22 protein-coding genes, 2 tRNA genes, 1 pseudogene and 1 riboswitch are annotated in these 25,468 nt (G+C 46.7%); of the genes and pseudogenes, 6 read left to right on the top strand and 19 right to left on the bottom strand.

Annotated elements, in window-relative coordinates:
* Positions 1-6 precede the first annotated feature (6 nt).
* From WMO62_RS01100 to WMO62_RS01050, 11 genes are all read right to left on the bottom strand, one after another.
* Positions 7-1,461: a peptidoglycan D,D-transpeptidase FtsI family protein gene (locus WMO62_RS01100; RefSeq protein ID WP_349143526.1), complete on the bottom strand. Its 1,455-nt coding sequence runs from the start codon at positions 1,459-1,461 to the stop codon at positions 7-9.
* Positions 1,394-2,767 (bottom strand): FtsW/RodA/SpoVE family cell cycle protein, encoded by a 1,374-nt coding sequence (locus tag WMO62_RS01095; RefSeq protein WP_349143525.1) that lies wholly within the window; start codon positions 2,765-2,767, stop codon positions 1,394-1,396. Before WMO62_RS01095 ends, WMO62_RS01100 begins: the two co-directional genes overlap by 68 nt.
* A 1-nt stretch (position 2,768) precedes the next feature.
* A complete protein-coding gene (locus tag WMO62_RS01090; RefSeq protein ID WP_349143524.1) occupies positions 2,769-4,991 on the bottom strand; it encodes a U32 family peptidase in 2,223 nt (740 codons plus the stop codon).
* A gap of 72 nt (positions 4,992-5,063) precedes the next feature.
* Entirely contained in the window at positions 5,064-5,516 is a 453-nt protein-coding gene (locus WMO62_RS01085; RefSeq protein WP_349143523.1) for a cell division protein ZapA, read from the bottom strand.
* Between the two features lie 49 nt (positions 5,517-5,565).
* On the bottom strand, positions 5,566-6,567 hold the full coding sequence (gene ruvB / locus WMO62_RS01080; protein WP_117498082.1) for a Holliday junction branch migration DNA helicase RuvB: 1,002 nt from the start codon (positions 6,565-6,567) through the stop codon (positions 5,566-5,568).
* A gap of 77 nt (positions 6,568-6,644) precedes the next feature.
* The gene (ruvA, locus tag WMO62_RS01075) at positions 6,645-7,262 is read right to left on the bottom strand and encodes a Holliday junction branch migration protein RuvA (RefSeq protein ID WP_147600399.1); all 618 of its coding nucleotides are present in this window, start codon (positions 7,260-7,262) and stop codon (positions 6,645-6,647) included.
* A gap of 4 nt (positions 7,263-7,266) precedes the next feature.
* On the bottom strand, positions 7,267-7,896 hold the full coding sequence (locus WMO62_RS01070; RefSeq protein ID WP_349143522.1) for a precorrin-8X methylmutase: 630 nt from the start codon (positions 7,894-7,896) through the stop codon (positions 7,267-7,269).
* The gene (locus tag WMO62_RS01065) at positions 7,896-9,392 is read right to left on the bottom strand and encodes a cobyric acid synthase (RefSeq protein WP_178756277.1); all 1,497 of its coding nucleotides are present in this window, start codon (positions 9,390-9,392) and stop codon (positions 7,896-7,898) included. Before WMO62_RS01065 ends, WMO62_RS01070 begins: the two co-directional genes overlap by 1 nt.
* A 14-nt stretch (positions 9,393-9,406) precedes the next feature.
* Positions 9,407-10,144 carry a TraX family protein gene (locus WMO62_RS01060; protein WP_118627232.1) on the bottom strand — a complete coding sequence of 246 codons (738 nt, stop codon included), beginning with the start codon at positions 10,142-10,144 and terminating at the stop codon, positions 9,407-9,409.
* Positions 10,134-10,805: an acyltransferase gene (locus WMO62_RS01055; RefSeq protein ID WP_349143521.1), complete on the bottom strand. Its 672-nt coding sequence runs from the start codon at positions 10,803-10,805 to the stop codon at positions 10,134-10,136. Before WMO62_RS01055 ends, WMO62_RS01060 begins: the two co-directional genes overlap by 11 nt.
* Positions 10,802-12,841 carry a DNA topoisomerase gene (locus tag WMO62_RS01050; protein ID WP_349143520.1) on the bottom strand — a complete coding sequence of 680 codons (2,040 nt, stop codon included), beginning with the start codon at positions 12,839-12,841 and terminating at the stop codon, positions 10,802-10,804. The genes WMO62_RS01055 and WMO62_RS01050 overlap by 4 nt, the downstream gene beginning before the upstream one ends.
* Before the next feature lie 109 nt (positions 12,842-12,950).
* Between WMO62_RS01050 and WMO62_RS01045 the strand changes: the two genes are divergently transcribed.
* From WMO62_RS01045 to WMO62_RS01035, 3 genes are read left to right on the top strand one after another with little or no spacing between them, the layout of a single operon-like run.
* Positions 12,951-14,135, top strand: coding sequence for a tRNA(Met) cytidine acetate ligase (locus WMO62_RS01045; protein ID WP_349143519.1), 1,185 nt, complete (start codon positions 12,951-12,953; stop codon positions 14,133-14,135).
* 17 nt (positions 14,136-14,152) lie between these two features.
* Complete coding sequence (locus tag WMO62_RS01040; protein ID WP_117497827.1) at positions 14,153-15,316, top strand: sensor histidine kinase; 1,164 nt, start codon at positions 14,153-14,155, stop codon at positions 15,314-15,316.
* Positions 15,279-15,989 (top strand): response regulator, encoded by a 711-nt coding sequence (locus WMO62_RS01035; RefSeq protein ID WP_349143518.1) that lies wholly within the window; start codon positions 15,279-15,281, stop codon positions 15,987-15,989. The genes WMO62_RS01040 and WMO62_RS01035 overlap by 38 nt, the downstream gene beginning before the upstream one ends.
* A 245-nt stretch (positions 15,990-16,234) precedes the next feature.
* Positions 16,235-16,437: riboswitch (cobalamin riboswitch) on the bottom strand.
* A 73-nt stretch (positions 16,438-16,510) separates the two neighbouring features.
* On the opposite strand, the gene WMO62_RS01030 is transcribed toward WMO62_RS01035, so the two are convergent.
* From WMO62_RS01030 to WMO62_RS01005, 6 genes are read right to left on the bottom strand one after another with little or no spacing between them, the layout of a single operon-like run.
* The gene (locus tag WMO62_RS01030; protein ID WP_118512396.1) at positions 16,511-17,875 is read right to left on the bottom strand and encodes a PFL family protein; all 1,365 of its coding nucleotides are present in this window, start codon (positions 17,873-17,875) and stop codon (positions 16,511-16,513) included.
* Between the two features lie 12 nt (positions 17,876-17,887).
* Entirely contained in the window at positions 17,888-18,160 is a 273-nt protein-coding gene (locus WMO62_RS01025) for an ACT domain-containing protein (RefSeq protein ID WP_117497820.1), read from the bottom strand.
* 16 nt (positions 18,161-18,176) lie between these two features.
* The gene (locus WMO62_RS01020) at positions 18,177-18,974 is read right to left on the bottom strand and encodes an MBL fold metallo-hydrolase (RefSeq protein ID WP_349143517.1); all 798 of its coding nucleotides are present in this window, start codon (positions 18,972-18,974) and stop codon (positions 18,177-18,179) included.
* Positions 18,971-19,561: a dephospho-CoA kinase gene (gene coaE, locus WMO62_RS01015; protein WP_349143516.1), complete on the bottom strand. Its 591-nt coding sequence runs from the start codon at positions 19,559-19,561 to the stop codon at positions 18,971-18,973. Before coaE ends, WMO62_RS01020 begins: the two co-directional genes overlap by 4 nt.
* The gene (polA, locus tag WMO62_RS01010; protein ID WP_349143515.1) at positions 19,562-22,093 is read right to left on the bottom strand and encodes a DNA polymerase I; all 2,532 of its coding nucleotides are present in this window, start codon (positions 22,091-22,093) and stop codon (positions 19,562-19,564) included.
* Complete coding sequence (locus tag WMO62_RS01005; protein ID WP_349143514.1) at positions 22,090-22,416, bottom strand: anti-sigma factor family protein; 327 nt, start codon at positions 22,414-22,416, stop codon at positions 22,090-22,092. Before WMO62_RS01005 ends, polA begins: the two co-directional genes overlap by 4 nt.
* A gap of 131 nt (positions 22,417-22,547) precedes the next feature.
* Here WMO62_RS01005 and WMO62_RS01000 point away from each other — a divergent pair.
* The 3 genes from WMO62_RS01000 to WMO62_RS00990 all read left to right on the top strand — a co-directional run bounded on the left by WMO62_RS01000 (position 22,548) and on the right by WMO62_RS00990 (position 24,230).
* Positions 22,548-22,622: transfer RNA gene (locus WMO62_RS01000), tRNA-Pro, on the top strand.
* Positions 22,623-22,784: 162 nt separating this feature from the next.
* On the top strand, positions 22,785-24,071 hold the full coding sequence (locus WMO62_RS00995; RefSeq protein WP_349143513.1) for a diaminopimelate decarboxylase: 1,287 nt from the start codon (positions 22,785-22,787) through the stop codon (positions 24,069-24,071).
* A 76-nt stretch (positions 24,072-24,147) separates the two neighbouring features.
* Positions 24,148-24,230, top strand: a tRNA-Leu gene (locus WMO62_RS00990).
* Positions 24,231-24,363: 133 nt separating this feature from the next.
* Here the strand turns inward: WMO62_RS00990 and WMO62_RS00985 are convergent.
* Together WMO62_RS00985 and WMO62_RS00980 are read right to left on the bottom strand one after the other, a co-directional pair.
* Positions 24,364-24,792 (bottom strand): annotated as a pseudogene (locus tag WMO62_RS00985) (manganese catalase family protein); the annotation flags it as partial.
* A gap of 30 nt (positions 24,793-24,822) precedes the next feature.
* On the bottom strand, positions 24,823-25,468 hold a 646-nt coding region (locus WMO62_RS00980), incomplete at its 5' end, for a peptidoglycan-binding domain-containing protein (protein WP_349143512.1).

The following is a 25,468-nucleotide window of genomic DNA, read 5'->3' as shown; positions in this document are numbered from 1 at the left end:
GAATCCTTACTTTCCGTAATAAGTATCAAAGATCCTCTTTGCGATCGGTACCGCATATTCACTTCCGGAACCGACCTTTTCCACAAGAACAGCCACCACCAGATCTTCTTTGTCTCCCGATGCCCATCCCACAAACCAGGCATGGCTGCTTTTTTTATTATTGGAGTACTCCGCAGTACCAGTTTTTCCATAAACCGTATATGAGTCCGTCTGAAGCGCACTTCCTGTTCCGTCTGTCACCACTGCCCGGAGATATTCTTTCAGATTTTCTGCTTCTTCGGATGTCAGCAGACTTCCATACTCCTGTGGCTCATACCTCTCTACCAGCGTACCCGTATAATTTTCTGTACGATCCAGCACCCGTGGTGTCATGAGCACCCCATCATTGGCAATGGCCGACATAAGCATAGCCAGATGCATAGGAGTTACCAGTGTATCCCCCTGACCAATGGCTGTGAGCATCTTCGTGGTCTCCGTGTCTGTGTCCTTCAATGCGAAAGAACTCTTACTGTATGGAAAAGACAGCGGAAGATCCTGGTTAAGCAGAAGCTGATCGGCTAACTGCTCATAAGAATCCACATTCAGTTCACTTCCAATCTGTGCAAATGCGCTGTTGCAGGATTTTGCAAATGCACTTTTCAGATCCAGTTCTCCATGGGATTTTCCATGATAGCAACTGATATTGCGGTCTCCTGTACTGATCTTTCCTTTGCAGATATAGGAAAATCCAGTCGGATCCATCTGATGTTCCCTGAGATATTCCAGCAAAGTCACCGTCTTAAATACTGATCCCGGAGGATAAAGTCCCTGAGTAGCACGATTCAGCAGGATTCCATCATCAGAACTGCTGAAGGTCTCCCATTTGGACGCTACTTCTGAAGGGTTATAATCTGGTTTTGATACCATTGCACGGATATTTCCTGTAGACGGCTCCATGACGATAACCGCTCCATTTCTCTTACTCAAGGCATCGTGAGCTGCTGTCTGCAGATCCACATCCAACGTAGTTACCAGACTGTCTCCCACATTTTTCTGTTCTTTTAATTCATTGAAAAACCGCTCCATAAAATACGCATTGGATGTGATCAGCTGGAAATTACCCAGCTCCTCAATCCCGGTCTTACCATAATCCGAATATCCAAGCACATGGGAAAATGTGCAGCCAAAAGGATATTTCCGGGTCTCTGTGCCGTTCTGATCCACTTCTGTGTAGGCAAGCTGCTGTCCGTCAGACGCCAGAATACTTCCGCGGATCACTTTATTTTCAAAGGCTTCCAGCCTTGCATTGTACGGGTTATTGATCACTTCCCGGCTCTTCGTGATCTGAAACATGCTGACATAACCGATCAGCATCACAAAAAGCCCGGTAAACAGATACAGGACAAAGCTATACTCACGATTGTTTTGATTGTTTTGATTTCTTTTCTTTTTTTGCTTTTTCTTCGTCTGCTTCCCGCTCAACTTTTGTCACCTCATCGCTTCGTTTCAGATACATTCCCTGGATCACCGACCAGATCAGAAAACTTCCCAGAAGGGAACTTCCTCCATAGCTCACAAATGGCAGCGTCACACCCGTAGATGGAATAAATTTAGTCACACCTCCGATGGACAAAAACACCTGAAAGATCATTAATGTTCCAAGTCCCACAGCAACCAGCTTATAGTAAGAGTCCTTCAACACTATGGCAATGTTGAGAATCATATAAAAGCTGCTCAGATATATAAAAATCAAAAGGAGTGCAAACAGGATACCCATTTCTTCTGCAATCGCAGAGAAAATGAAATCCTGCTCCACCACCGGAATCTTATATGGCATTCCCTGATTGATCCCCAGACCGAACCAGCCTCCGGTTCCAATAGCAAACAAAGACTGCGCAATCTGGTAGCCTTCCTTGTCAATCACAGAAAATGGGTCACTCCAGGCAAGCACACGAGTCTGCACATGGGCAAACAATTTCCATGCTACCCAGGCTGCCGCACTTCCTGCCAGCAATCCCCCCAGAAAATAAAAAGGTTGTCTGGATGCCACATAAAGCATGACAAGATAAGTCACAAAGAAAATCAGAGCCGCTCCCAGATCTTTTGACATAACCAGCAGCAGTACATGAGCTGCTGCCAATGCGCTGGTCAGTACGATCCGTTTGAAATCCACCGCTTCATGAAGCATACCCGCCACAAAAAACACAAATAAAACTTTTACCAGCTCCGATGGCTGAAGCGTGATTCCATAAACGGTAATGGATAATTTGGCTCCATGAGTGATACTTCCGGCAATAAAGACCACTGCAAGCAGCCCAAATCCCGCCGCTCCATATAGCCAGTACAGATTCCGGAGACGTCCACTCTTTCGGATGATCACCGGAATAACAAAGGTCAGTACTGCCGCCAGGGCTGCCAGTTCCGCCTGCCGCGCTGCCTTATCAAAGGATAGTCTTGCAAGCATAAGAAGCCCCACACTTAAGAGCAGCAGCATATTGTGATTCAGCAACTGATCTGCATTCGGATAGATGACTCTCTGTAAAACAAGGAACAGAATAAATGCTCCCAGCTGAGCTATATAAAACAGAAGGATCTTCTCATTTTCTGTACTCAGATACAGCGTCAGATTTCCCAGAAACTGCATACCGAACATGAGCACATTCTGCTGCCACAGTGCCGCCTTTTTCCCTGCCTCGTTCCTTCGTACCAGACGAAACCCAAGAACTGTATAGATTGCCAGTGACAGAATCATGGCATATTTTGACAATTCTGTAATGATCGTTACCATATTACTCTACGCCTCTTGCAAAATGTCCTCTCGTAAATTCTGACTGTCTCTTTTCTCCGGTCAGCCACTGGTTAAGCACTAGCCTTGTCTCCTGCACGGTTTCTGTAGTAAACATGATCCTGCAGACTCCTGCTCCCAATGCCTCTACTTCTGAAAATCTGTCAAACAGATACAATGGCTGACTGTTGTAGATCACATTATAACAATCCCGACAATAATTTTTTACAGGAAAGCTTACGTTTTTCCGATCTCTTAATTCTGTCACACCTGGCTCATGTCTGCAAAGATTCAACGTCTTTCGAACACAGCCTGCTGTAGTCATCATAGGATATCTGCCATACACGATCTGAATGCTGTTCTCGTCCGACAGATTGGCAAGTTCCCTTCCATTCAGTTCCAGCGGGCTGGTCTGCTTCATCACACCTTTTTGCCGCCAGTATTCCCGGCTCTCCTGATTGAAAGTGTAGACATTGTGATCGAGGATCAGGTCTCCTGCCCACTCCTTGTCTCTTACATATTCGTATTCCTCCAGATTGCGGATCACATAACCATCCGCTCTCAGATTCTGCCAGTAAGACAGCTTTTTCTCATACCGTGCTCTTGTTATTTTTCTGAAAATAGCCGGCAGCACCACATAAGCTTTCAGTTCTGCACTGTGAACCTGTCCAACCAGACGTTCCAGATCCTCCTCCAGACTCTCCGCATCCAGATAAACAGCTCCAAGAGACGGTCTTATCCCCTCTGTCTGAGTGCCCGTCTCATCCCACCAGCGGAGCACTTCTGCTAATTGCTTCTCCGTCTCCACAGAAATATGGAGTTCCCGGAATCCATGGGATTTTTTCCCACGCTTTGCAGTCACGTCAGTTCCTTTACCAGCTCCCTGTCTATCTGCTTTTTCTTCCAGAGCAATCCGAAGCAGTTCCTTCTGAAGTTCTGTTATTCCTTCTCTCCTGAGATTGTTCAACTCCTGTACCGGTATGAATAATCCATCTTCTATCTGCACATCCAGACTTTCCCAGACAAAGGATGTTCCCCCCAGCTTCTTCAACTGCTTCTCCACCTGTTCCTGATCAGTGGGGCGATTCTGTGCCGCCTGCGGACATCCGCCGGTAACTACCACACATGCCCCTGTCTCATCTTCTGTCAGAGTCAGCTGTAATGGCTGGTCTGCTCCTCCATAAAAATATCCATGAACCGGGATTCTCTTCTCCTGCTCCACATACATCTGATGAAGTTCCGCAATTTTCTTTTCATAGGCTTTCTTCTCGCTGTCTGAAGCTGGTGCCTGATAAAGAGCCATCAGATCTCTTCCATTGTGTTTTTCATAATACCCGGTGGAAAATCCATCTCTGTTAAATAACAGCAGCAGCTCCTTCCGATCCGCTTCTGCTACTTTGTATCCTTTTCTTCCATGCTTTAAATACTGATCCACATATTTCCGATAGATCCGCACCACTCCTGCTGTATATTCAGGACGCTTCATGCGTCCTTCTATCTTCAGGGAATAGACACCTGCCTCGGCGATCTGCGGGATCAGATCTAACGCACAGAGATCCTTGGGACTTAAGAGATCCTGCTCTTTGCCTGAAATATTTTTTCCATGGTCAGCGGCCGTATAGGCCAGACGACATGGCTGTGCACAACGGCCCCGATTGCCGCTTCGGCCTCCCAGGAGACTGCTGAACAGGCACTGACCCGAATAGCAATAGCATAATGCTCCATGTACAAAGCACTCCAGCTCCATGCCTGTCTTTTCGTAGATCTCATGGATCTCATCAAGCGAAAGCTCTCTTGCCAGTACTGCCCGATGTGCCCCTTCTTCTTTCAGAAGTTCCACACCACCCACTCCGCAGAGAGTCATCTGTGTGCTGGCATGAATATCAAGCTCCGGGAACCAGCGCTGAATGCATTTCATCACACCTGTATCCTGTACGATCACTGCATCCAGTCCATGCTCCACGCAAGGTTTCAGATAATCATAAAGTTCTCCTTCAAGTTCCTTGTCCTTCAGCAGAGTATTGACTGTCAGATACAGTTTTACCCCATAGAGGTGTGCATAATCGATAGCTTCCAGAAGCCGGTCTCCTTCCGGATTCTGTGCATAGGCTCTTGCTCCGAACCGGCTGCCTCCCATATAGACCGCATCTGCTCCTGCATGAACGGCTGCTTTGAGACTTTCAAAGGATCCGGCCGGTGCCAGAATCTCCAGTTTCTTCTTTTCCATCTTCTTCTCCTTATGATAACAAGGACCAGCACTGATGGCTGGTCCCCCTCTTATCATGTTTGATTTCTGTCATTACAGTTTCTGCTCCGGATGGGACACATTTCTTCCCGTCGGATGTGCAGTTCTTGGCTGACGGTTCTCTACACCTTGTCTGGAAGTCTGCTTCTGCGCTTTTTCAAGCTGTGCCTCCAGCTCATGAATACGCTCCATCAGCTTTTCCTTCTCCATCTTTGCATCGATCAGATCATGCTTCAGACTGTACAGCTCCCGATCCTTCTGTTCTTTTTCCTTTTCCAGCGATTCTCTGGCTGCATCTGCCTTAAAATAGACATCTGCCAGGTTCATGTTTTTGAGAAGCTGCTTCTCGTCCGCTGTCAGTCGGGCATAGCCTTCCATCACTGCTACCTTTTCTTCCATCTCGTTAAGATATGTCGCAACCTTCTGCAGGTAAGCAGTGCTCTCATAGCCACTGATCGTATATACTTTTCCGTTAATCAGCACATCAGCTGTATTTTTCTTTGCCATTATCCCTCACCTGCTTCTTTGTTAGCCTATATAGTACAGTGTACCTAATTTACTCTGGAAAAGCAATCCCCAAATGCTCATAGGCGGTCTGTGTCGCCACACGGCCTCTGGCAGTACGGTTCAGAAATCCATTTTTCAAAAGGTACGGTTCATACACATCTTCCAGCGTTCCGGCATCTTCTCCAAGAGCCGCTGCCAGCGTATCCAGTCCCACCGGACCTCCTGCAAATTTCTCAATGATCGTTCGCAGGATCCGTCTGTCCGACTGATCCAGTCCATATTTATCCACTTCCAGAAGATCCAGTGCAAATACTGCCACATCCTCGGTAATTCTTCCATCATATTTTACCTGCGCGAAATCCCTGACACGTTTCAGCAGTCGATTCGCAAGACGAGGTGTTCCTCTGGAACGTCTGGCCAGTTCCACGGCCCCTTTTGCATCAATCTCTACGCCCAGAACTTCTGCAGATCTGCGGATAATGGTGCTCAGTTCCTCAATGGTATAGTATTCCAGATGATGGACCACACCAAAACGATCTCTGAGCGGTGCGGTCAGAAGACCTGCTCTTGTAGTTGCTCCCACCAAAGTAAATTGCGGCAGATCCAGACGAATACTGCGGGCAGAAGCTCCTTTTCCGATCATAATATCAATGGCATAATCTTCCATCGCCGGATACAGCACTTCCTCCACCTGCCGGTTCAGTCGATGGATCTCATCCACAAAAAGGACATCTCCCTCCTGCAAGTTATTGAGGATCGCCGCCATCTCACCCGGCTTCTCAATAGCAGGACCGCTGGTCACCTTCAGATGTGTCCCCATCTCATTGGCAATAATGCCTGCCAGCGTGGTCTTACCAAGTCCGGGCGGTCCATAGAACAGCACGTGATCCAGTGCTTCTCCTCTGGATTTTGCCGCCTCAATATAAATCTTCAGATTATTTTTTGCTTTTTCCTGACCGATATACTCGTCCAGGCTCTGTGGTCGAAGACTTCCTTCAATCCGGATATCCTCTTCCGCCTCTTCTGTCGCTATGATTCTGCGGCTGCCCATATTGTTCTCCTGTTCTTGTTTCATAGTTTCATAAATCATGCAAAGTCATATTTATAAAATCATCTCCGCATATACACTTAAAATAAGTGCTTAAGCGCAGCTTTCAGAACCGTCTCCACATCCATATGTTCGTCCGGATTCACGGAACGCACTGCCTTCAGAGATTCGGTACTTCCATAGCCAAGCGCAACTAGTGCTTCTACTGCATCCTGTACCACACTGTTACCTGCTGCAGCTGCTGCCACCTCAGCTCCCACCGTCGGTGCTGCCAGCTTCTTTTCAAATGCATCCTGCAGATCCAGCTTGTCCTTCAGCTCCAGAATGATCTTCTGCGCAGTCTTGGCTCCGATACCCGGTGTTTTGGCGATTTTCTTCGCATCATCTGATAATACCGCAAAACGAAGATCGTCTGCTCCCAGTGCTGACAGAATCGCAAGTCCCGCCTTAGGACCAACACCATTAACACCGATCAGCATCTTAAACATGGCAAGATCATCCTTTGTCAGAAATCCAAACAGGACCACCGCATCCTCCCTCACCTGCATGTAAGTGTAGAGCTTCAGCTCCTGCCCGGTCCCACTGATGGATGATAAGAGCTGCCCTGGTACCAGCACCTCATAGCCCACGCCATGAACATCAAGCACCAGACTGCTCTCTGCTATATCTTCTACAGTTCCTCTTAAAAATGCTATCATGTCTCTATCCCTTATAATACAGCATGGCATTGCAGATTGTCGCTGCAATATTGCTTCCGCCTTTGCGTCCTTTCGGAACAATATAAGGAACCCCTGCTGTCATGATCAGCTCTTTTGCTTCCACCACATTGACAAATCCTACAGGTGCACCAATGATCAGCGCCGGTTTTACCTCTCCTGCCTTTATCAGCTCATAAAGACGGATCAGTGCTGTCGGCGCATTGCCAACCGCAAAGATTACTTCTTTTCCCAGTGCTGCTCCACGTTCCATACAGATAGCTGCACGGGTACAGCCTCTGTCTTTCGCTTCCTGTGCCACATCTGCATCCGACATAAAGCAGAATGCCTCGCCGCCATACTCTGCCAGTTTTTTCTTGTTGATCCCTGACCATGCCATACGGGTATCCGTCACGATCACCGCACCACGGCGGAGTGCTTCCACACCCAGCATAGCCGCATTTTCAGAAAAACACAGATTATCCGCATAATCAAAATCTGCGGATGTGTGGATACATCGTTTTACAATAGAAAACTCAGGCTCCGGCCAGGTTCTGCCATTAAGCTCCGATGTAATAATTTCCATGCTTCGTTTCTCTATCTCCGTAGGTTTTACAATCTCAATTTTATCCAGCATCAGATTCCCTCCTCCAGTATTTCATATATTTTCTTCATATCAAACGAGCTTCTGACCAGATCTGCCAGTTTGTCATATTCCTGCTCCTTGTGAGCTTCCAGATCAAAATGCCAGTTTTCAAACTCCATACCTTTTTCTTTCATCAATCTGCGGATCATTTCCTCCGCAAATCCATCCGTATCAAAGATACCATGAAGATAACTTCCCATCACACTTCCATCTTCATTAGCCAGTGCATCCACTCTTCCATCCTCGAGACGGACCAGTTCCTGACAACCTCCCAGATTCTCAGTCACGCCCATATGGATCTCATAACCTGTTACTTCTTTTCCCTGCCAGTTGTTCCAAAGACCCACGCCCTTTTCCATCACTCCGCGGATCTGAGTTCTGGTCTTTGCTTCTGAGAAAACGGTTCTTGTATTCAGAAGTCCCATGCCACGCATGGTTCCTCCATGTTCTACATTATGCGGATCTTCCATCTGTTCGCCCAGAAGCTGAAATCCACCACAGATGCCGATGATCGGTGTCTTCTTCTCTGCCTGGCGGAGGATCAGTGCTTCCATGCCGGACTCTCTGAGCCACTGGCAGTCATCCATAGTATTTTTTGTGCCCGGCAGAAGGATCAGATCTGGATCCCCCAGCATTCCCGGCTGACTTACATAACGGAGGGATACCCCGTCCATCCGCTCAAATGCGGAAAAATCTGTAAAATTGGAAATATGCGGCAGATGGATCACTGCCACATCAATGCCAGCTCCCTTCTGAGTCTGATTCAGACGGTCAGAGAGACTGTCCTCATCATCAATATCCAGATGCTCCATAGGAACCACACCTACCATAGGAATCCCTGTTCGCTCCTCGATCATCCGAAGGCCTGGCTCAAGGATCTTCACATCCCCACGGAATTTATTGACGATCAGACCTTTGATCATCTGCTGCTCATCTTCAGGCAGCAGCTTTACCGTTCCATAAAGGGCTGCAAATACACCACCACGGTCAATATCTCCCACCAGGAGTACCGGTGCTTTCGCCATGCGCGCCATTCCCATATTTACAATATCATTGTCATGAAGATTGATCTCTGCAGGACTTCCGGCTCCTTCGATCACAATAATATCATACTGTTCGCTTAATCTTTCATAGGCAGCCATCACATCCGGCACCAGCTGCTTTTTATTGCGGTAATAATCCATAGCCTTCATATTGCCGCGGACCTCGCCATTTACAATGACCTGACTTCCCACATTGCTGGTCGGTTTCAGAAGAATCGGATTCATCTCTACCGTCGGGTCGATGCCACAGGCCTCCGCCTGCATGGCCTGTGCCCGTCCGATCTCCAGACCATCTTTTGTAATATAGGAATTCAGTGCCATATTCTGTGATTTAAACGGTGCCACTTTGTATCCGTCCTGCTTAAATACCCGGCACAGTCCTGCTGTCAGGAAGCTTTTTCCTGAATTAGACATGGTTCCCTGTATCATAATCGCTTTTGCCACTTTTGTTCACCTCATCATATCCATGCCGGAAGCACCCATGTTCCAATCACATAGTAAAGGAACAGATGAACCGGATAAAACCAGTAAAAAAACCATTTGGGCTGTCTGCCCCGCTCCCCGTTATAGAATAACAGCAGCAGACTTCCAAGGGGTGCTGGCATCTCCCACGCACTCAATATTGCTCCTGCCCCCGCCTGCAGAACAGGCAGTTCCCGTAAAATATAATAGACACCGATCAATGCCACGCCGAACGCTCCATAATCCACATGCAGCACTTCCGCCGCGCAGCAGACTGCCAGTGCGCCAGCCAGACTCCATTCTGTACTTGTGCTTACGTCCCGCAGATACCAGATCAGCAATAATCCAAGAAACAATGTAAAAAATACATTCTGATGTCCCCAGTGAAATGGTGTTCCGAAAATTGCCAGATCAAAGGGTACTTCGCTGATCAGTGCAAAGATTCCCAGCCGCACTGCATAGTTTTTCACATTTCTGGTGTGGCAAAATCCTTCCACGATAAAGAAACAGAACACAGGAAATGCAGGCCGTCCGATCTTCCGGATCACACGATCTGCCATCAGCACCAGATCCCAGTAATCAGGATAGTCCCTGAGCAGGTCTCCCAGCGGGGACACATCCCATACATTTAACAGAAAGTTCTCCAGAATGGATGCCCCGAAATGATCGATCGCCATAAGAATAATGGCGATCCATTTGAGCACACATCCATTCAGACCTCTCTTAGTCTTCATGTTTTGTCGCTACTTCACCCTGTTTTTTGTAAATAGAACGGGATGGAATCACGCCTCTGACGGAAGACAGCGGATAAATATTGCTCTCACGGCCGATCACTGTTCCCGGATTCAGCACGCTTCCACAGCCAACCTCCACATTATCTCCGATCATGGCACCAAATTTCTTGATGCCGGTCTCAATATCACCCTCTGGTGTATGTACTTTCACCAGCTTTTTATCAGATTTCACATTGGAAGTAATGGAACCTGCGCCCATATGCGCCTTGTATCCAAGAATAGAATCTCCTACATAATTGTAATGTGGAACCTGTACTTTATTAAATAACACCACATTTTTAAGTTCTGTGGAATTACCGACTACAGCACCCTCACCTACAATGGCATTGCCACGGATAAATGCACAGTGACGAACTTCTGCGTCTTTTCCGATGATCGCCGGTCCATGTACATATGCGGACGGAAATACGTTGGCGGATTTTGCGATCCACACATCCGCGCCCACTTTATCATATTCTTCCGGATCAAGGGTCTCTCCCAGTTTCTTGATAAACTCACCGATCTTCGGAAGTGCCTCCCACGGATAGGTCAGGCCGTCAAACAGTTCTGCTGCAATCGTTTCATTCATGTTGTAAAGGTCTTTGATCATAATCTTACTCATTGTTTTGTGTCTCCTTTTCCACGTCTCTGTGTCTGTTTTTCAGGTGTTTTATAATAATCTGCCGCCGCTTCAAAATATGGCCGCATGGCATAGTGCTGATTGCTGTGCAGAACCTGCTCCGTTCTGGACGTCACAAAATGTTCCAGCTTCTGCATATATTCATCCGGTGTGATCTGTCCTTCAGCTACATACGTCAGACCCTTCTCCCAGCTTGCTGTCAGCTCTGGATTCAGAAGTGACCGGATCGACACATTCACAACATCAAATATATTTTCCCCAAGAAGAGTCGGTGTGATGATCTGTGTCTTCTTATTTAACGCGATATATTTATTATTGACCAGTTTTTTCAGAATCTCCGCACGCGTCGCACTGGTGCCGATACCACTTCCTTTGATCTGTGAACGCAGATCCTCATCTTCGATCAACTGTCCCGCATTTTCCATGGCAAGAATCATAGAACCAGAATTGTATCGCTTAGGCGGAGAGGTCTCTCCTTCTTTGATCTTCATACCCTTTACCGGAAGCTTCATGCCCTTTCTAAGCTTCATCAGTGCTTCCAGCATGGCAGCATCTCCACTGTTTTCCTCTTCCTCGCCGTCATCCTTTTTCTTCTTTGACTCTGGCTGAGGCGTCACCTTCAGATAACCTTCTTCCATCAGGATACGGAAATTTGCAAAGAACTTTTCCTGTCCAAGAGAGGTGATCAACGATGCCTTCTGATAGATCGCAGGTGGATAAAAGATGCTCAAAAACCGGCGAACGATTACCTCATATACTTGCTGTCCAACCATTGATACACTGCGAAGAGCACCAAATCCCTGCCCGGTCGGAATGATTGCATAGTGATCGGTGATCTGCTTGTCATTGGTATAACGGCTCTTGCCGATCCCTTTCCAGGACTCTTTCTCCAGAATCTCTGCTGCAAATGCTGCCGCCGGCTGAAAATTACCAAGTCCTCGGATATTTTTATAGATTTCCTTTGCCACAGCTGTAGACAGCACGCGGGCATCTGTTCTTGGATAGGTGACCAGCTTTTTCTCATATAACTCCTGCGTAATCTTCAGCGTCTCATCAGGGCTGATCTTAAACCGTCTGGAGCATTCATTCTGAAGCTCTGCCAGGTTAAACAGCAGTGGCGCATAACGGGTCTCCTTCTTCCGTTCAATGGAACAAACCTCTGCTTCCGTCTGTTCCAGTGCTTTCATCTTCTGAATAAAGGCTTCCGCGTCTTCCTTTTTCTTAAATCCATTTTCCTTATATAAGAGAGGAGACTGAAAATAATCGCTTCCCTCTACTGCACGCCATTCTCCCTCAAACTGCTCTGCTGCCAGTTCCTGTGTCAAAAGCACCCGATAAAATGGTGTCTTCACAAAGCTTCGGATCTCACGTTCTCTGCGCACCACCATGCCAAGCACACAAGTCATGACACGACCTACGGAGATCACCGTATACTTGCTATTCTGAAAATTTGAAACAGCTCTTCCATATTGCAAAGTCAGCAGTCTGGAAAAATTGATTCCCATCAGATAATCCTCCTTGGCCCGCAGATAAGCGGAATGGGACAGATTATCATAAGCAGACAGATCTTTTGCTTCCCGGATCCCTCTGAGGATCTCCTCTTCTGTCTGTGAATCGATCCACACACGACGGCGTTCCTTGTTCTTTACACCTGCCATCTGTTCTACCAGACGGTAAATATATTCTCCCTCCCGCCCCGAGTCAGTACAGACATAGATGCAGGTCACATCCGGCCGGTTCAGAAGAGAACTTACGATCTGAAACTGCTTTTTCACACTGCTGATCACTTCGTACTTCCATTCCTTTGGCAAAAATGGCAAGGTAGTCAGAGACCAGCGCTTGTATTTTTCATCATAGGCTTCCGGGTAGCTCATAGTCACCAGATGACCCACACACCAGGTCACCACCGCTTCCGTGGCTTCCAGATAGCCGTCTTTTCTGCTGAAATCCAGATGCAGCGCCTTGGCGAATTCCTGGGCAACACTTGGTTTTTCCGCAATATATAAAGATTTGCTCATGCACAACTTCTCTCTTTTCCAATATATGCCCCACAGGACATCGTGTACAATTATAGCATGTTTGTGATATAATGTCCACGATAGTAAATCTTAGAGCAAGGAGAATTTCATGCGCATTGTCGGTATCATTGCAGAATATAATCCCTTTCATCAGGGACATGCCTATCAGATCAAAAAAGTCCGGGAACTGACTCAGGCAGACTTCATCCTAGTGTCCATGAGCGGTAATTTTGTACAGCGCGGTGCTCCTGCCATGTTTGATAAATACACCAGAGCCCATGCAGCCCTCCTGTCAGGCGCTGATCTGGTGTTGGAGCTTCCTGTCTCCATCGCCACCGGAAGCGCAGAAGCCTTTGCCAGAGGCGGCGTCAGACTGCTTCATGATACAGGTATTGTCACTGATCTGTGCTTTGGAAGCGAGTGTGGAGATCTGTCTTCTCTTGAGCGGCTGGCTGCATTTCTCGCTGAGGAACCAACAGACTATAAGCTGCATCTGCAAGATGGCTTAAAGCAGGGACTTTCTTTTCCAGCCGCCAGAGAACAGGCGGTGAGGTTCAGTGATCCATCTCTCCCTGCAGAACTTCTGGGAATGCCTAATAACCTGCTGGGACTGGAATATCTGAAAGCTCTTCACCTGTATGGAAGTTCTATCCGGCCGTTTACTATTCAGCGGGAAGGATCCGGATACCATGATACGGATGTATCTTCCGGACAGTACAGTTCTGCCAGCGCCATTCGTGCCGAACTGATCCGTTCCGGCGGACATTTTTCAGAAGAACTGCTGGCACAGCTTCCTCACCCGGAACTCTATATATCTTACGCAGATCATCCACCTGTGACAGAAGATGCCTTTTCTCTTCTTCTATTAGAAAAACTGCGAAGACTCTCTCTGACAGACGAGCCACTGTCTCAATACGAAGGGATCTCCGAGGATCTGGCAAACCGGATCTCTGGCGCACTGGATCAGTTTACCGGATTTTCTGCATTTACGGATCTTATGAAAACCCGCAATCAGACCAGAACTGCTATCAGCCGGGCACTGCTCCATATTCTACTGGATATACAAGCACCGCAGCCTGCCTGCATGTTCCGCGTTCTTGGATTCCGAAAGGACTCCCGTGCAGTACTGACAGCCCTGTCAGAACAAGGCACACTGCCTGTTGTTACTTCTCTGACCAGAAGCCCTTTGGATAGAACCAGCCTCTATCCCGACCAATTATATGAGTCTGTCCGCTCTATCTTGCAGCAGACTCCCTACCAGAATGAATTTCGCAGAAAAATGCTGGTCGTATGACCACAGGAGGAACGACTTTGAAAAATTTTATATGGAATCGATTTACCCGGTTTGTGGATGCGATCTCTCAGGCACATACCTTTCATGCGCATTTCAGCCTGTTGTTTACCATCGGTGCCATGACCTTCGCCACGGCACTGTCGCTGTTTTTTCACCAGATCACTCCCACTGGCTCAGCCAACATCGCGCTGATCTATATTTTGACCATCATTATGATCTCTTACCACACAGATAAATACCGCTATGGCATCATCTCTGGAATTATCAGTGTCTTTTTCATTAATTATATGTTTACCTATCCATTTGGACAGTTCAGTTTTTCCACAGCAGGTTATCCATTTACATTTGCTGTTATGTATTTTATCTCTATCCTAAGCAGTGCTACCGTCTTCCGCATGAAGGATCAGGCTCAGAAGATCAATGAGACAGAAAAGCTGCTGGCAGAAGCAGAAAAGGAAAAGCTCCGCGCCAATCTGCTGCGGGCTGTGTCCCACGATCTGCGCACACCGCTGACCAGTATGATCGGAGCCAGTTCCTCTTATCTGGAAAATGAAACCACCCTCTCTTCTCCGGAAAAGCGGGATCTGGTCTCCCACATCTACGAGGATGCCAACTGGCTGCTTCATATGGTTGAAAATCTTTTGTCTGTTACAAGGATCACAGATGGTATTTCCAACACGTTAAAAGAGACGCCGGAAGTCGCTGAAGAAGTGCTTTTCGATGCAGTCTCCACCATCCGCAAACGCTATCCGGATTATCAGATCCAGGTCTCTGTACCCGGTGATTTCTATGTGGTTCCCATGGATCCACTGCTGATCAAGCAGGTCATCATCAATCTTCTGGAAAATGCTTATTTCCATGCCAGAAGTGAACAGCCTGTTCAGTGTTATCTCACCGGAGACGACGCCCAGATCCAGGTTCATATCCGGGATCATGGAAATGGAATTGCACCGGACCGGCTGAAAAGTATCTTCGATGCTGCACCTTCTGCTCCATCCTCCGCCGCAGACACCAAACGCGGCATGGGCATCGGACTGTCTATCTGTAAAGCAATCATCACCGCCCACAATGGCGAGATCCATGCCATAAATCATGCGGATGGTGCAGAATTTTTCTTCAATTTACCAAAGGAGGCGATTTCACATGAGTCAGAACATTCGGATTCTGGTCATCGAAGATGAGAAAAATATTCAGAACTTTATTACATCTGTGCTGAATTCCCAGCACTATCAGGTCATCTCGTCCCTGACCGGGCGGGACGGGCTCAGTCAGGCAGCTTCCGCTTCTCCTGATCTGATCCTGTTGGATCTCGGCCTCCCTGATATGGACGGTATGGAGATTATCCGTAAGATCCGCGAGTGGTCTAATACACCGATTCTTGTAATCTCTGCCCGGGTTCAGGAGGATGATAAAGTGCTGGCGCTGGATTCCGGTGCCGATGATTATATTACCAAACCCTTCGGCAATTCAGAACTGTTGGCCAGGATCCGTACTGCACTTCGCCATGTAAACCGTCTGAAGACTGATACTGGACAAACTAACCATCCTTATCGGAGTCATGGACTTGTCATTGATTTTCAGAAGCGGCTCATCACCCGGGACGGTGCTGAGATTCACCTGACCCAGAATGAGTTCAAGATTGTCTCTCTGCTGGCTCAAAACTGCGGACAGGTGCTCACTTATGATCGGCTCATTGCCCATGTGTGGGGACCCTATTCCGAGAATGATACCACCAGTCTCCGTGTACATATGGCAAATATCCGACGAAAGCTGGAACCTAATCCTTCAGAGCCGATGTATATCTTTACAGAAATCGGAGTTGGATACCGGATGGTGGATGAGGATGAAACGTAAAACCCCTCCGGGAGGCAGGGTGTTCAGGGAACCTGCGCCCGGAGGGGTTTTACATGAAGCTGTCAGATGCGCCATTCTCATGCAAATGTTTTATGGAGGCTATGCATGATCATCCGACAATATATGTTTGTGCATCACTGCTTAGAGATTCTCATCAAAAATGCCGCCTTAACCCACAAGTCGACGTTTCAAGTCGGGCACGCGCCATTCGTTCCCGGCTGTCGGATGTTAAGCTTTGCTCGGAAGCTCATCTCATATGCCAAGCAGGTTTCCTGACTTACGGATACAAACGTCTGTCCTCCCCTTCTCACATGTATCATGATTGGGTTATGCAATGGGATATTGAAAACAGACTCTCCGAACACAGTGACCGGATCGCTCAGGACTTACACCTGATTCCCTTTTCGTATCAAACTTGTCGATACGCACTTGACACAGCATTCTTTGCACATTTTTATTTTATATCATTCTGTGCATACTGTCAAGCATCAGCCTCAATTTTTTGTGCACTTTTATGTACTTTAATTCTTAAAGCTATGGATCGGTGCTGGAATTCTTCCGCCACGATTTACAAATGCATCACATGCAAATTTGTTTACCGGCATAACCGGTGCATATCCGAGAAGTCCACCAAACTCTACCATCTCACCTACACCTTTTCCAATCACCGGGATCAGACGAACAGCTGTGGTCTTCTGATTCACCATACCGATGGCCATCTCATCCGCGATCACACCGGAAATTGTGGTTGCCGGAGTATCTCCCGGAATTGCAATCATATCCAGTCCTACGGAGCAAACACAAGTCATTGCTTCCAGTTTTTCAATTGTCAGTGCTCCCTCCTGAACTGCGTCGATCATACCCTGATCTTCGCTGACCGGAATAAATGCGCCACTCAAACCACCTACATAGGAAGATGCCATAACACCGCCCTTTTTCACCTGGTCATTGAGTAATGCAAGGGCTGCGGTAGTTCCCGGTGCACCTGCGCGCTCCAGTCCAATCTCCTGCAGGATTTCGGCCACACTGTCTCCAATAGCCGGAGTCGGTGCAAGAGAAAGGTCAATAATTCCAAATGGAATTCCCATTCTTCTGGATGCTTCCTGTGCAACCAGCTGACCTACACGGGTGATCTTAAAAGCTGTCTTCTTGATGGTCTCGCAAAGAACTTCAAAATTCTCCCCACGGACTTTGCTCAGTGCAGTCTTCACAACACCCGGTCCGCTGACACCTACGTTTATTACTGCATCCCCTTCAGTAACTCCGTGGAATGCACCTGCCATAAATGGATTGTCATCCGGCGCATTGCAGAAGACAACCAGCTTTGCACAGCCAAGAGAATCATTTTCTTTCGTAAGTTCTGCAGTCTCTTTGATGATCTCACCCATCAATTTAACTGCGTCCATGTCGATACCCGTCTTAGTGGAACCCACATTAATAGAACTGCAGACTCTCTCCGTCTCTGCCAATGCCTTCGGGATCGCATGCATCAGAAGATCGTCACTCTTCGTGATTCCTTTTGATACCAGTGCAGAAAATCCTCCAAGGAAGTTCACACCCACTTCCTTCGCTGCCTGATCCAATACCTTTGCAATCTCCACATAATCATCCGGAGTCTTGCAGGCAGATCCGCCGATCAATGCGATCGGAGTCACAGAGATTCGCTTATTTACAATGGGAATCCCATACTGTGCCTCGATCTCTTTACCGGTCTTCACCAGATCTTTTGCTACCGTTGTGATCTTATTGTAAATATTTTTCTTCAGAGTCTCCAGATCTGTATCAATACAATCCATCAGACTGATACCCAGTGTGATGGTTCTCACGTCCAGATTCTCTTCCTCGATCATCTTATTGGTTTCCAGCACTTCATTAATATTTATCATGCTTTCCGCCTCCTAAATTCTATGCATCATATTGAAGATATCTTCATGCTGGCACCGGATCACCACACCGATCTCCTGTCCAAGCGCAGCCAGATCTCCGGACATCTCAGTTACGTCGCCTGCATTTGCTGCATCGACGATCATCATCATGTTAAAATACCCATCTACAATCGTCTGGGAAATATCCAGGATATTTACCTGGTGATCAGCCAGATAGGTGCAGACTTTTGCGATAATACCTACTGTATCGCGGCCTACTACTGTAATGACAAATTTGTTTTTCATAGGTTTCTCCTCCGTCTTAAAAGTTGCATATACCGGATATACAATCCCTCTCTGCTACCTGAATATCAAAATCCTGAGGCATGTATTCCACCGGATCCAGCTGAATCTCCAGCTTCACCGTTTCATAAGCCAGCTGTGCATAATTATTCTCTTTGCTCAGGTGGCCAAGGTATATCTTTTTCATATTGTCGTGCAGGATTCTGCATAAAAGCTGTCCCGCACTCTCATTGGACAGATGTCCCCGCTCTCCAAGGATCCGCTGCTTCAACGGGTAAGGATAGGGTCCCACCTGAAGCATCTGGATATCGTGATTTGCCTCCAGCAATACTACGTCCAGTCCTTTTAGATGCTCTACTATGTAATCATTATAGATTCCCATGTCTGTGGCAACTGCGGCACTTTTTCCGTTGCTCTCAAACCGGTATGCCACCGGATCCGCCGCATCGTGAGAAATATGGAAGGGTTCTACCTCCACATCTCCTATGGAAAATGTCTCATCCGGTCTGATTGTATGATACAGCCCTTCATCAATTGCTCCCAGGCTGCTCATGCCCTTCATCTGATCAATCGTTCCCTGTGTGGCATAGATGGGAAATCCATATCTTCTGGCAAGCACTCCCACACCTTTGATATGATCTGAATGCTCATGGGTGATCAGAAGTCCCTGGATATCATGGCCTTCCAGCTCCAAGTCCTTCAGTCCTGCCTCTATCTTCTTTGCGCTGACTCCCGCATCTATCAGTAAATGGGTGTCATCGGTACCTGTATAGATGCAGTTTCCACTGCTTCCACTGGCAATACTGCATAATCTCATGTATGTCTCATCCTTCTGTCGATCTGCCGGTGCGTCTCCTCGGCGCTGCCATTGTTATCAATCACAAACTGACAACGTTCCAGAAATTCTTCATGACTTTTCTGCGCTGCAAACATCCGGTCGATCTTCTCATCGCTATAACCACGGCTCTCTTTCAATCGAAGCCTCCGGTTATCTTCGCTCGTATAAATATACCATGTTTCATTACAAAATGCATCATAATTTTCTTCCAGAAATAATGCGGCTTCTACCACTGTATATGACACATTCTCCAACTTTGCCTGTTCAATCCTCCTGAGAATCTCCTGTTTTACAGCCGGATGAACGATGGCGTTAAGCTTCTGGCGCATCTCTTCCTTATGAAATACAATATCTCCAAGCTTCTTTCGGTCAATGGTCTGATCCTCACTCAGGATCTCTCTGCCAAAGGTTTCTATAATCGCATCGTAAGCCGGAAGCCCCGGCTCCATGACTTCATGTCCCACCAGATCAGCCAGGATCAGGTGGGCATGATAGGTTTCCTTCAAATAATCAAGCACCGTGCTTTTCCCTGCTCCTACGCCTCCGGTCACTCCAATGATCTTCATTTATTTCGCCTCATACCAGTTATTTCCTCTATGCAGGTCGATTTCCAACGGAACCTGAAGATCTGCCGCCTGCTGCATCTCTTCCCGCAAGATCTGCTCCACCTGATCTGCTTCCGACAATTTTGCTTCTATTAAAAGTTCATCGTGTACCTGAAGGATCAAGCGGGACTCCAGCCCTTCTCTTAGCAGACGGTCATGAACCCGGTTCATGGCAATCTTGATAATATCTGCAGCCGTACCCTGGATCGGAGAGTTCATAGCTACACGTTCACCAAAGGAACGCTGCATAAAATTAGAAGATTTCAGTTCCGGCACCGGTCTGCGTCTTCCGAACATGGTAGTCACATATCCCTGCTCTTTTGCATCCTGTACCAGCTTATCAAGAAATACCTTGATTCCAGGATAAGTTTCAAAATACCGGTCAATATATTCCTTTGCTTCCTTCGTAGAAATGCTCAGATCCTGCGACAGGCCAAAGGAACTGATGCCATAAACAATTCCAAAATTTACTGCTTTTGCATTTCTTCTCTGAAGTGGTGTTACTTCATCAAAGGGCACATGAAATACCTGCGAAGCTGTAATCCGGTGAATATCCTCTGCCTGTCTATAAGCTTCGATCAGTTTTTCATCACCTGACATATGTGCCAGCACACGCAGTTCGATCTGAGAATAATCTGCATCCACAAATACATAACCATCCGATGGAATAAATACCTTTCGGATCAGGCGTCCCAGTTCCATACGAACCGGAATATTCTGAAGATTCGGCTCTGTACTGCTGATCCGACCAGTTGCCGTAATCGTCTGATTGAAACTACTATGAATCCGACCATCTGCCGCAATGCATCCTGCCAGGCCATCTGCATAGGTGGATTTTAATTTGGTAAGCTGTCGGTATTCCAGAATATCCCGAACTATCGGATGTTCCGGCGCCAGTTTATCAAGCACTTCCGCAGAAGTAGAATAACCGGTCTTGGTCTTCTTACCACCCTTCATGCCCAGCTTTTCAAACAGGATCACACCAAGCTGCTTTGGGGAATTGATATTGAATTCTTCTCCCGCTGCCTCATGAATGCTCTTTTCCAATGCACTGATCTTGTCCACCAGTGCTTCGCCGTATGCTTTCAGTTCTTCTGCATTGACTCGCATCCCTTCCTGCTCCATATCAAACAAGGTAAATACCAATGGCATCTCAACCTCATCAAACAAAGAGCGCATTTCCATTTCATCAAGCTTATTCAATAATTCCGGCAGTTTTTTCAACGTGGTCAATGCCGCATGAGGTGTTCCCATATCCTCATGTGCGTAGCTGCTGATCAGCGGATTGATCAGATATGCTGCAATTTCAATATCGAAGAAATGCTCTCTGTGTACCGGATGAACCATTTTCAACAGTTTTTTCACGTCCGAAGCCGCACACAAAGGCACCTGTTCCACCACTTGTGTCATATGATCTGTCAGGTATTCCTCGGTCAGAAATCCTTCTGCTGCCAAATAATAAACTTCCTGTTCGGACAGTGCCAGAGAGATGCCAAATTCATCCTTGGACTGACAGATTTCAAACGCCAGGCGATCCTGGTCTGCTGCCTTTGCAAAAATGCTTTCCGCCTCGCCCAGCTCTGTTACCCGCTTCACTTCCGGCACTGAAGGAAGTTCCGTTCCTGTCAAATCAAATCTGGACAGAAGCTTTTTAAAATTCAGCTTCTTGAACCACTCATACACTTCTGGCGTATAAAGATTGGTAAGCTTTGCATTTTCCCATGACAGTTCTAATGGAGCCTGCACACAGATGGTTGCAAGCTTTTTACTCATCTTAGCCATGTCATAATGGTTACGAAGAGCTTCTTTTGCACGATTTGGCTTGATCTCTTCCACATGTGCATAAGCATTTTCAATAGAACCATATGCTACGATCAGATTAGTTGCCGTTTTTTCACCGATTCCCGGCACACCCGGAATATTATCAGAAGCATCACCCATCAATGCCTTCAGTTCAATGATCTGAGGCGGATTCACCTGATAAGCTTCCTTCACGTCAGCCGCATAATAATTTTCAATCTCTGTGGTTCCTCTTTTGGTCTTTGGCATCCGGATCAGCACATTGTCCGTTGCCAGCTGCAACAGATCCCTGTCACCAGATACAATAACAGCGTTGATTCCTTTTTCCTCACTGACTCTCGCCGCCGTTCCAAGGAGATCATCAGCCTCAAATCCTTCTTTCATCAAAAGCGGAATACCCATAGCCTGCAGAACTTCCTTTAATACCGGAACCTGCTCCCGCAATTCTTCCGGCATGGGTTTTCTCGTTCCTTTATAAGCATCATACATCTGATGGCGGAAGGTTGGAGCCTTCAGATCAAATGCAACTGCCAGATAATCCGGCTTCTCCTCATCCAGGATCCGAAACATAATATTCAAAAATCCATAGATTGCATTGGTATGGAGTCCATCAGAATTGGTCAGATCCGGCACTCCATAAAAAGCACGGTTAATAATACTATGACCATCAATTAAAACTATTTTTTCACTCATCCTAAAAAGCACCTCACGATCATGTAGAACAACAACACCGTAACCACAATGCGCAGCAAAAATACATAGGTAGACAGAAAATGTTCGTCTTTCGCATCTTCCTCTGACGTTTCCAGATAATCCTCCACCAATGTGCGGTAATCAATCTCTTCTTCTGCGCCGTCCAACTGCCGAATACCGGCAAAAACAGTGGAATAGACTTCCAGTTCTTCATAACACTCCGGGCAATGCCGAATATGCTTTACGAATTCTTCCTCTTCTTTTTCCTCCAGCTCACCGTTGATATAGGATACCAACTGCCGCTGTACCTGTTTACAGTTCATAACGATCGCTCCTGTCCTCATATGTGCTTATTATACCCAAACGTGGAATGCAATGCAACCAGGCGTTTTGTATTATGGGAAATTTTGTACTTGCTTTTTCCACATATCTATAATATAATTAGTTGCGTTATCGGGGTATGGCTCAGTTTGGCTAGAGCGCACGGCTGGGGGCCGTGAGGTCGCAGGTTCGAATCCTGTTACCCCGATTTCAAGAGGCTGCCGATCGTAGCTTCACTCCAAGGAGGGGGTCTACAAACAATGTAGGCTCCCTTTTCTGTTACTTGACAGAATCCTAACAATCCCCCATAAGTTAATCAAATAAATTTTGTCAAAATCATTTACCACGCATTTACGAGGAGCAAACACATATGAAAAAAGTACCTTTTGTAACCAAAGAACAGATTGAAGAAATCGTCAAAACCTACCCGACTCCTTTCCATCTGTATGATGAAAAAGGTCTCCGTGAAAATGCCAAGCGTCTGTATGAGGCATTTTCCTGGAATCCGGGATATAAAGAATATTTTGCCGTCAAAGCAACTCCAAACCCATTTCTGATGAGCATTTTGAAAGAATACGGTTGTGGAAGTGATTGTTCTTCAGAAGCAGAGCTGCTTCTGTCCGAGGCTGTTGGGATTACTGGACATGACATTATGTTTTCTTCCAATGACACACCGCTGAATGAATTCGCGCTGTGTGAAAAACTTGGAGGAATCATTAACCTGGATGATATTACTCATATTGAAGCCGTGGAAAAATCCGTAGGATATCTTCCTAAGACCATGAGCTGCCGTTTCAATCCAGGCGGATATTTTAAAATGAGCAACGGAATCATGGACAATCCTGGTGATTCTAAATACGGTATGACCGAAGAACAGATTATCGAGGCATTTCGTATCATGAAGTCCAAAGGTGTGGAGAACTTCGGTATCCATGCATTTCTTGCCAGCAATACTGTAACGAACGAATACTATCCAATGCTTGCAAAGGTTCTCTTTGAACTGGCTGTCAGATTAAAAGAGAAAACCGGTGCACACATTACCTTCATCAACCTGTCCGGCGGAATCGGTATTCCGTATACCCCGGATCAGGAGCCGAATGATATTATGGTTATCGGTGAAGGAGTTCACAAAGTATATGACGAGGTTCTCGTTCCGGCTGGAATGGGGGACGTATCCCTGTGTACCGAGCTTGGTCGTTTTATGACTGGTCCATATGACGGACTGATCACCAAAGCCATCCATGAAAAACATACTTACAAGGAGTATATCGGTGTAGATGCCTGCGCAGCTAACCTGATGCGTCCGGCGATCTACGGTGCTTATCATCACATTACCGTCCTTGGCAAAGAAAATGAGCCTTGCGATCATACTTATGATGTAACCGGATCCCTCTGTGAGAACTGTGATAAATTCGCTGTTGACCGCAAACTCCCGAAGATCGACAAGGGCGATTACCTCTTCATCCATGATGCTGGTGCTCACGGACATTCCATGGGATATAACTACAACGGTAAATTACGCTCTGCTGAACTTCTGTTAAAAGAAGACGGCAGTGTACAGCTGATCCGCAGAGCTGAGACCCTGCATGACTACTTCGCAACCTTTGATTGCTTTGAGATCGGCGAAACCTTGAATAAACTGATTGCTGAAAAATAACTAAAAAATAATGCTTAGTTGGAAATAAACACTTGAACTTTGAAGGAACCTGTGATAGAATATCAGAGTTAGATGCGCAGGAGTGGCGGAATGGCAGACGCATCAGACTCAAAATCTGACGAGGGTGACTTCGTGTGGGTTCAAGTCCCATCTCCTGCATACAAAAAACCCCGAAATCTCGGGGTTTTTTATTTTCATGTTGCATTTCGTGTTGCATCCTGTACTGATCTTAATCATAAAATGTTACTCTACTGCTTGTAGTCACAACAACGTATATCCAGGCCTGCACAATTTAATTCTTACAATTCCCCTGGATTCCTGTATCAAATTCAGGATTCATAATATAGAAGTTCTTCGCATCCAGATGTTCCTGTGTGATTCTTAAACATTCTCCAAATCTCTGATAATGAACAAGTTCTCTCTCCCTCAGAAAACGTAAGGGATCTGCCACTTCCGGGTCTTTGACCAACCGAAGCAGGTTGTCATATGTGGTTCTTGCTTTCTGTTCTGCTGCGAGATCCTCATGAAGATCTGTGATCACATCTCCCTTGGACTGGAACTCGCAGGCATTGAAGGGAATTCCACCCGCTGCCTGTGGCCATAGTGCTGCTGTATGATCCACATAATATTTATCAAAACCAGATGCCTTTAATTCTTCTATGGTCATATTCTTGGTCAGCTGATAAACAATGGCACAAATCATTTCAAGATGGGCTAATTCGTAGGCTCACGGAGGATGGAGATGATATTTTTATGCTGATTCCAGACCAACTTTCCAGCTCTTCGCTCCAACAATTCCATCAGCAGTCAGGCCATGTGCTTTCTGCCAAGTCCTTGTATCTGCCTCAGTGCCAGATCCAAAGATTCCGTCAATCTTGCTTCCGGTGTGTCCCAGTATTACCTGCCAGATCTTCACTGCTTTTCCTTTGCTACCTTTTCTGATTGTCTGCATGTTATATTCTCCTTTCGCTACATTGCTTCCTGATCCGCTGTTCTGTGTCTGACTCCGAGGGTGTCCAGACACCACTACTACAATATGCCCTTTGGTCTTTGTCACCAAGATGTCGCCGTTGTAAATCGGGGTCTTTGCCTGAGACACATACGCGATTTTAGACATAAACAGCCCAGTTGCTCCCAGAACTGCTGTTGCATTTGCCGTGGTAAAATTACCCGGATCCTTACCAGATGCCTCTTTAACAACCTGTCTGGTCAGACTGCTGCAATCGCACTCGGTCTTTGTCTTGGTATTGATACTATAAATAATGACTCCCAGGCGATTACCCTGGTCATAGCCGATATTTTTGTTGTTGCAGGCGGCAATCATCCGCTCAGCCATCTTTGCGGCCAGAGCTGCATTCTTCGGTCGCAGGATGTACCAGCCTTTACTATGTACATAA

The sequence above is a fragment of the Hominiventricola aquisgranensis genome, assembly GCF_040096225.1.
Taxonomy (GTDB): Bacteria; Bacillota; Clostridia; order Lachnospirales; family Lachnospiraceae; genus Hominiventricola; species Hominiventricola aquisgranensis.
This window is presented reverse-complemented; position numbering and strand designations above follow the sequence as displayed.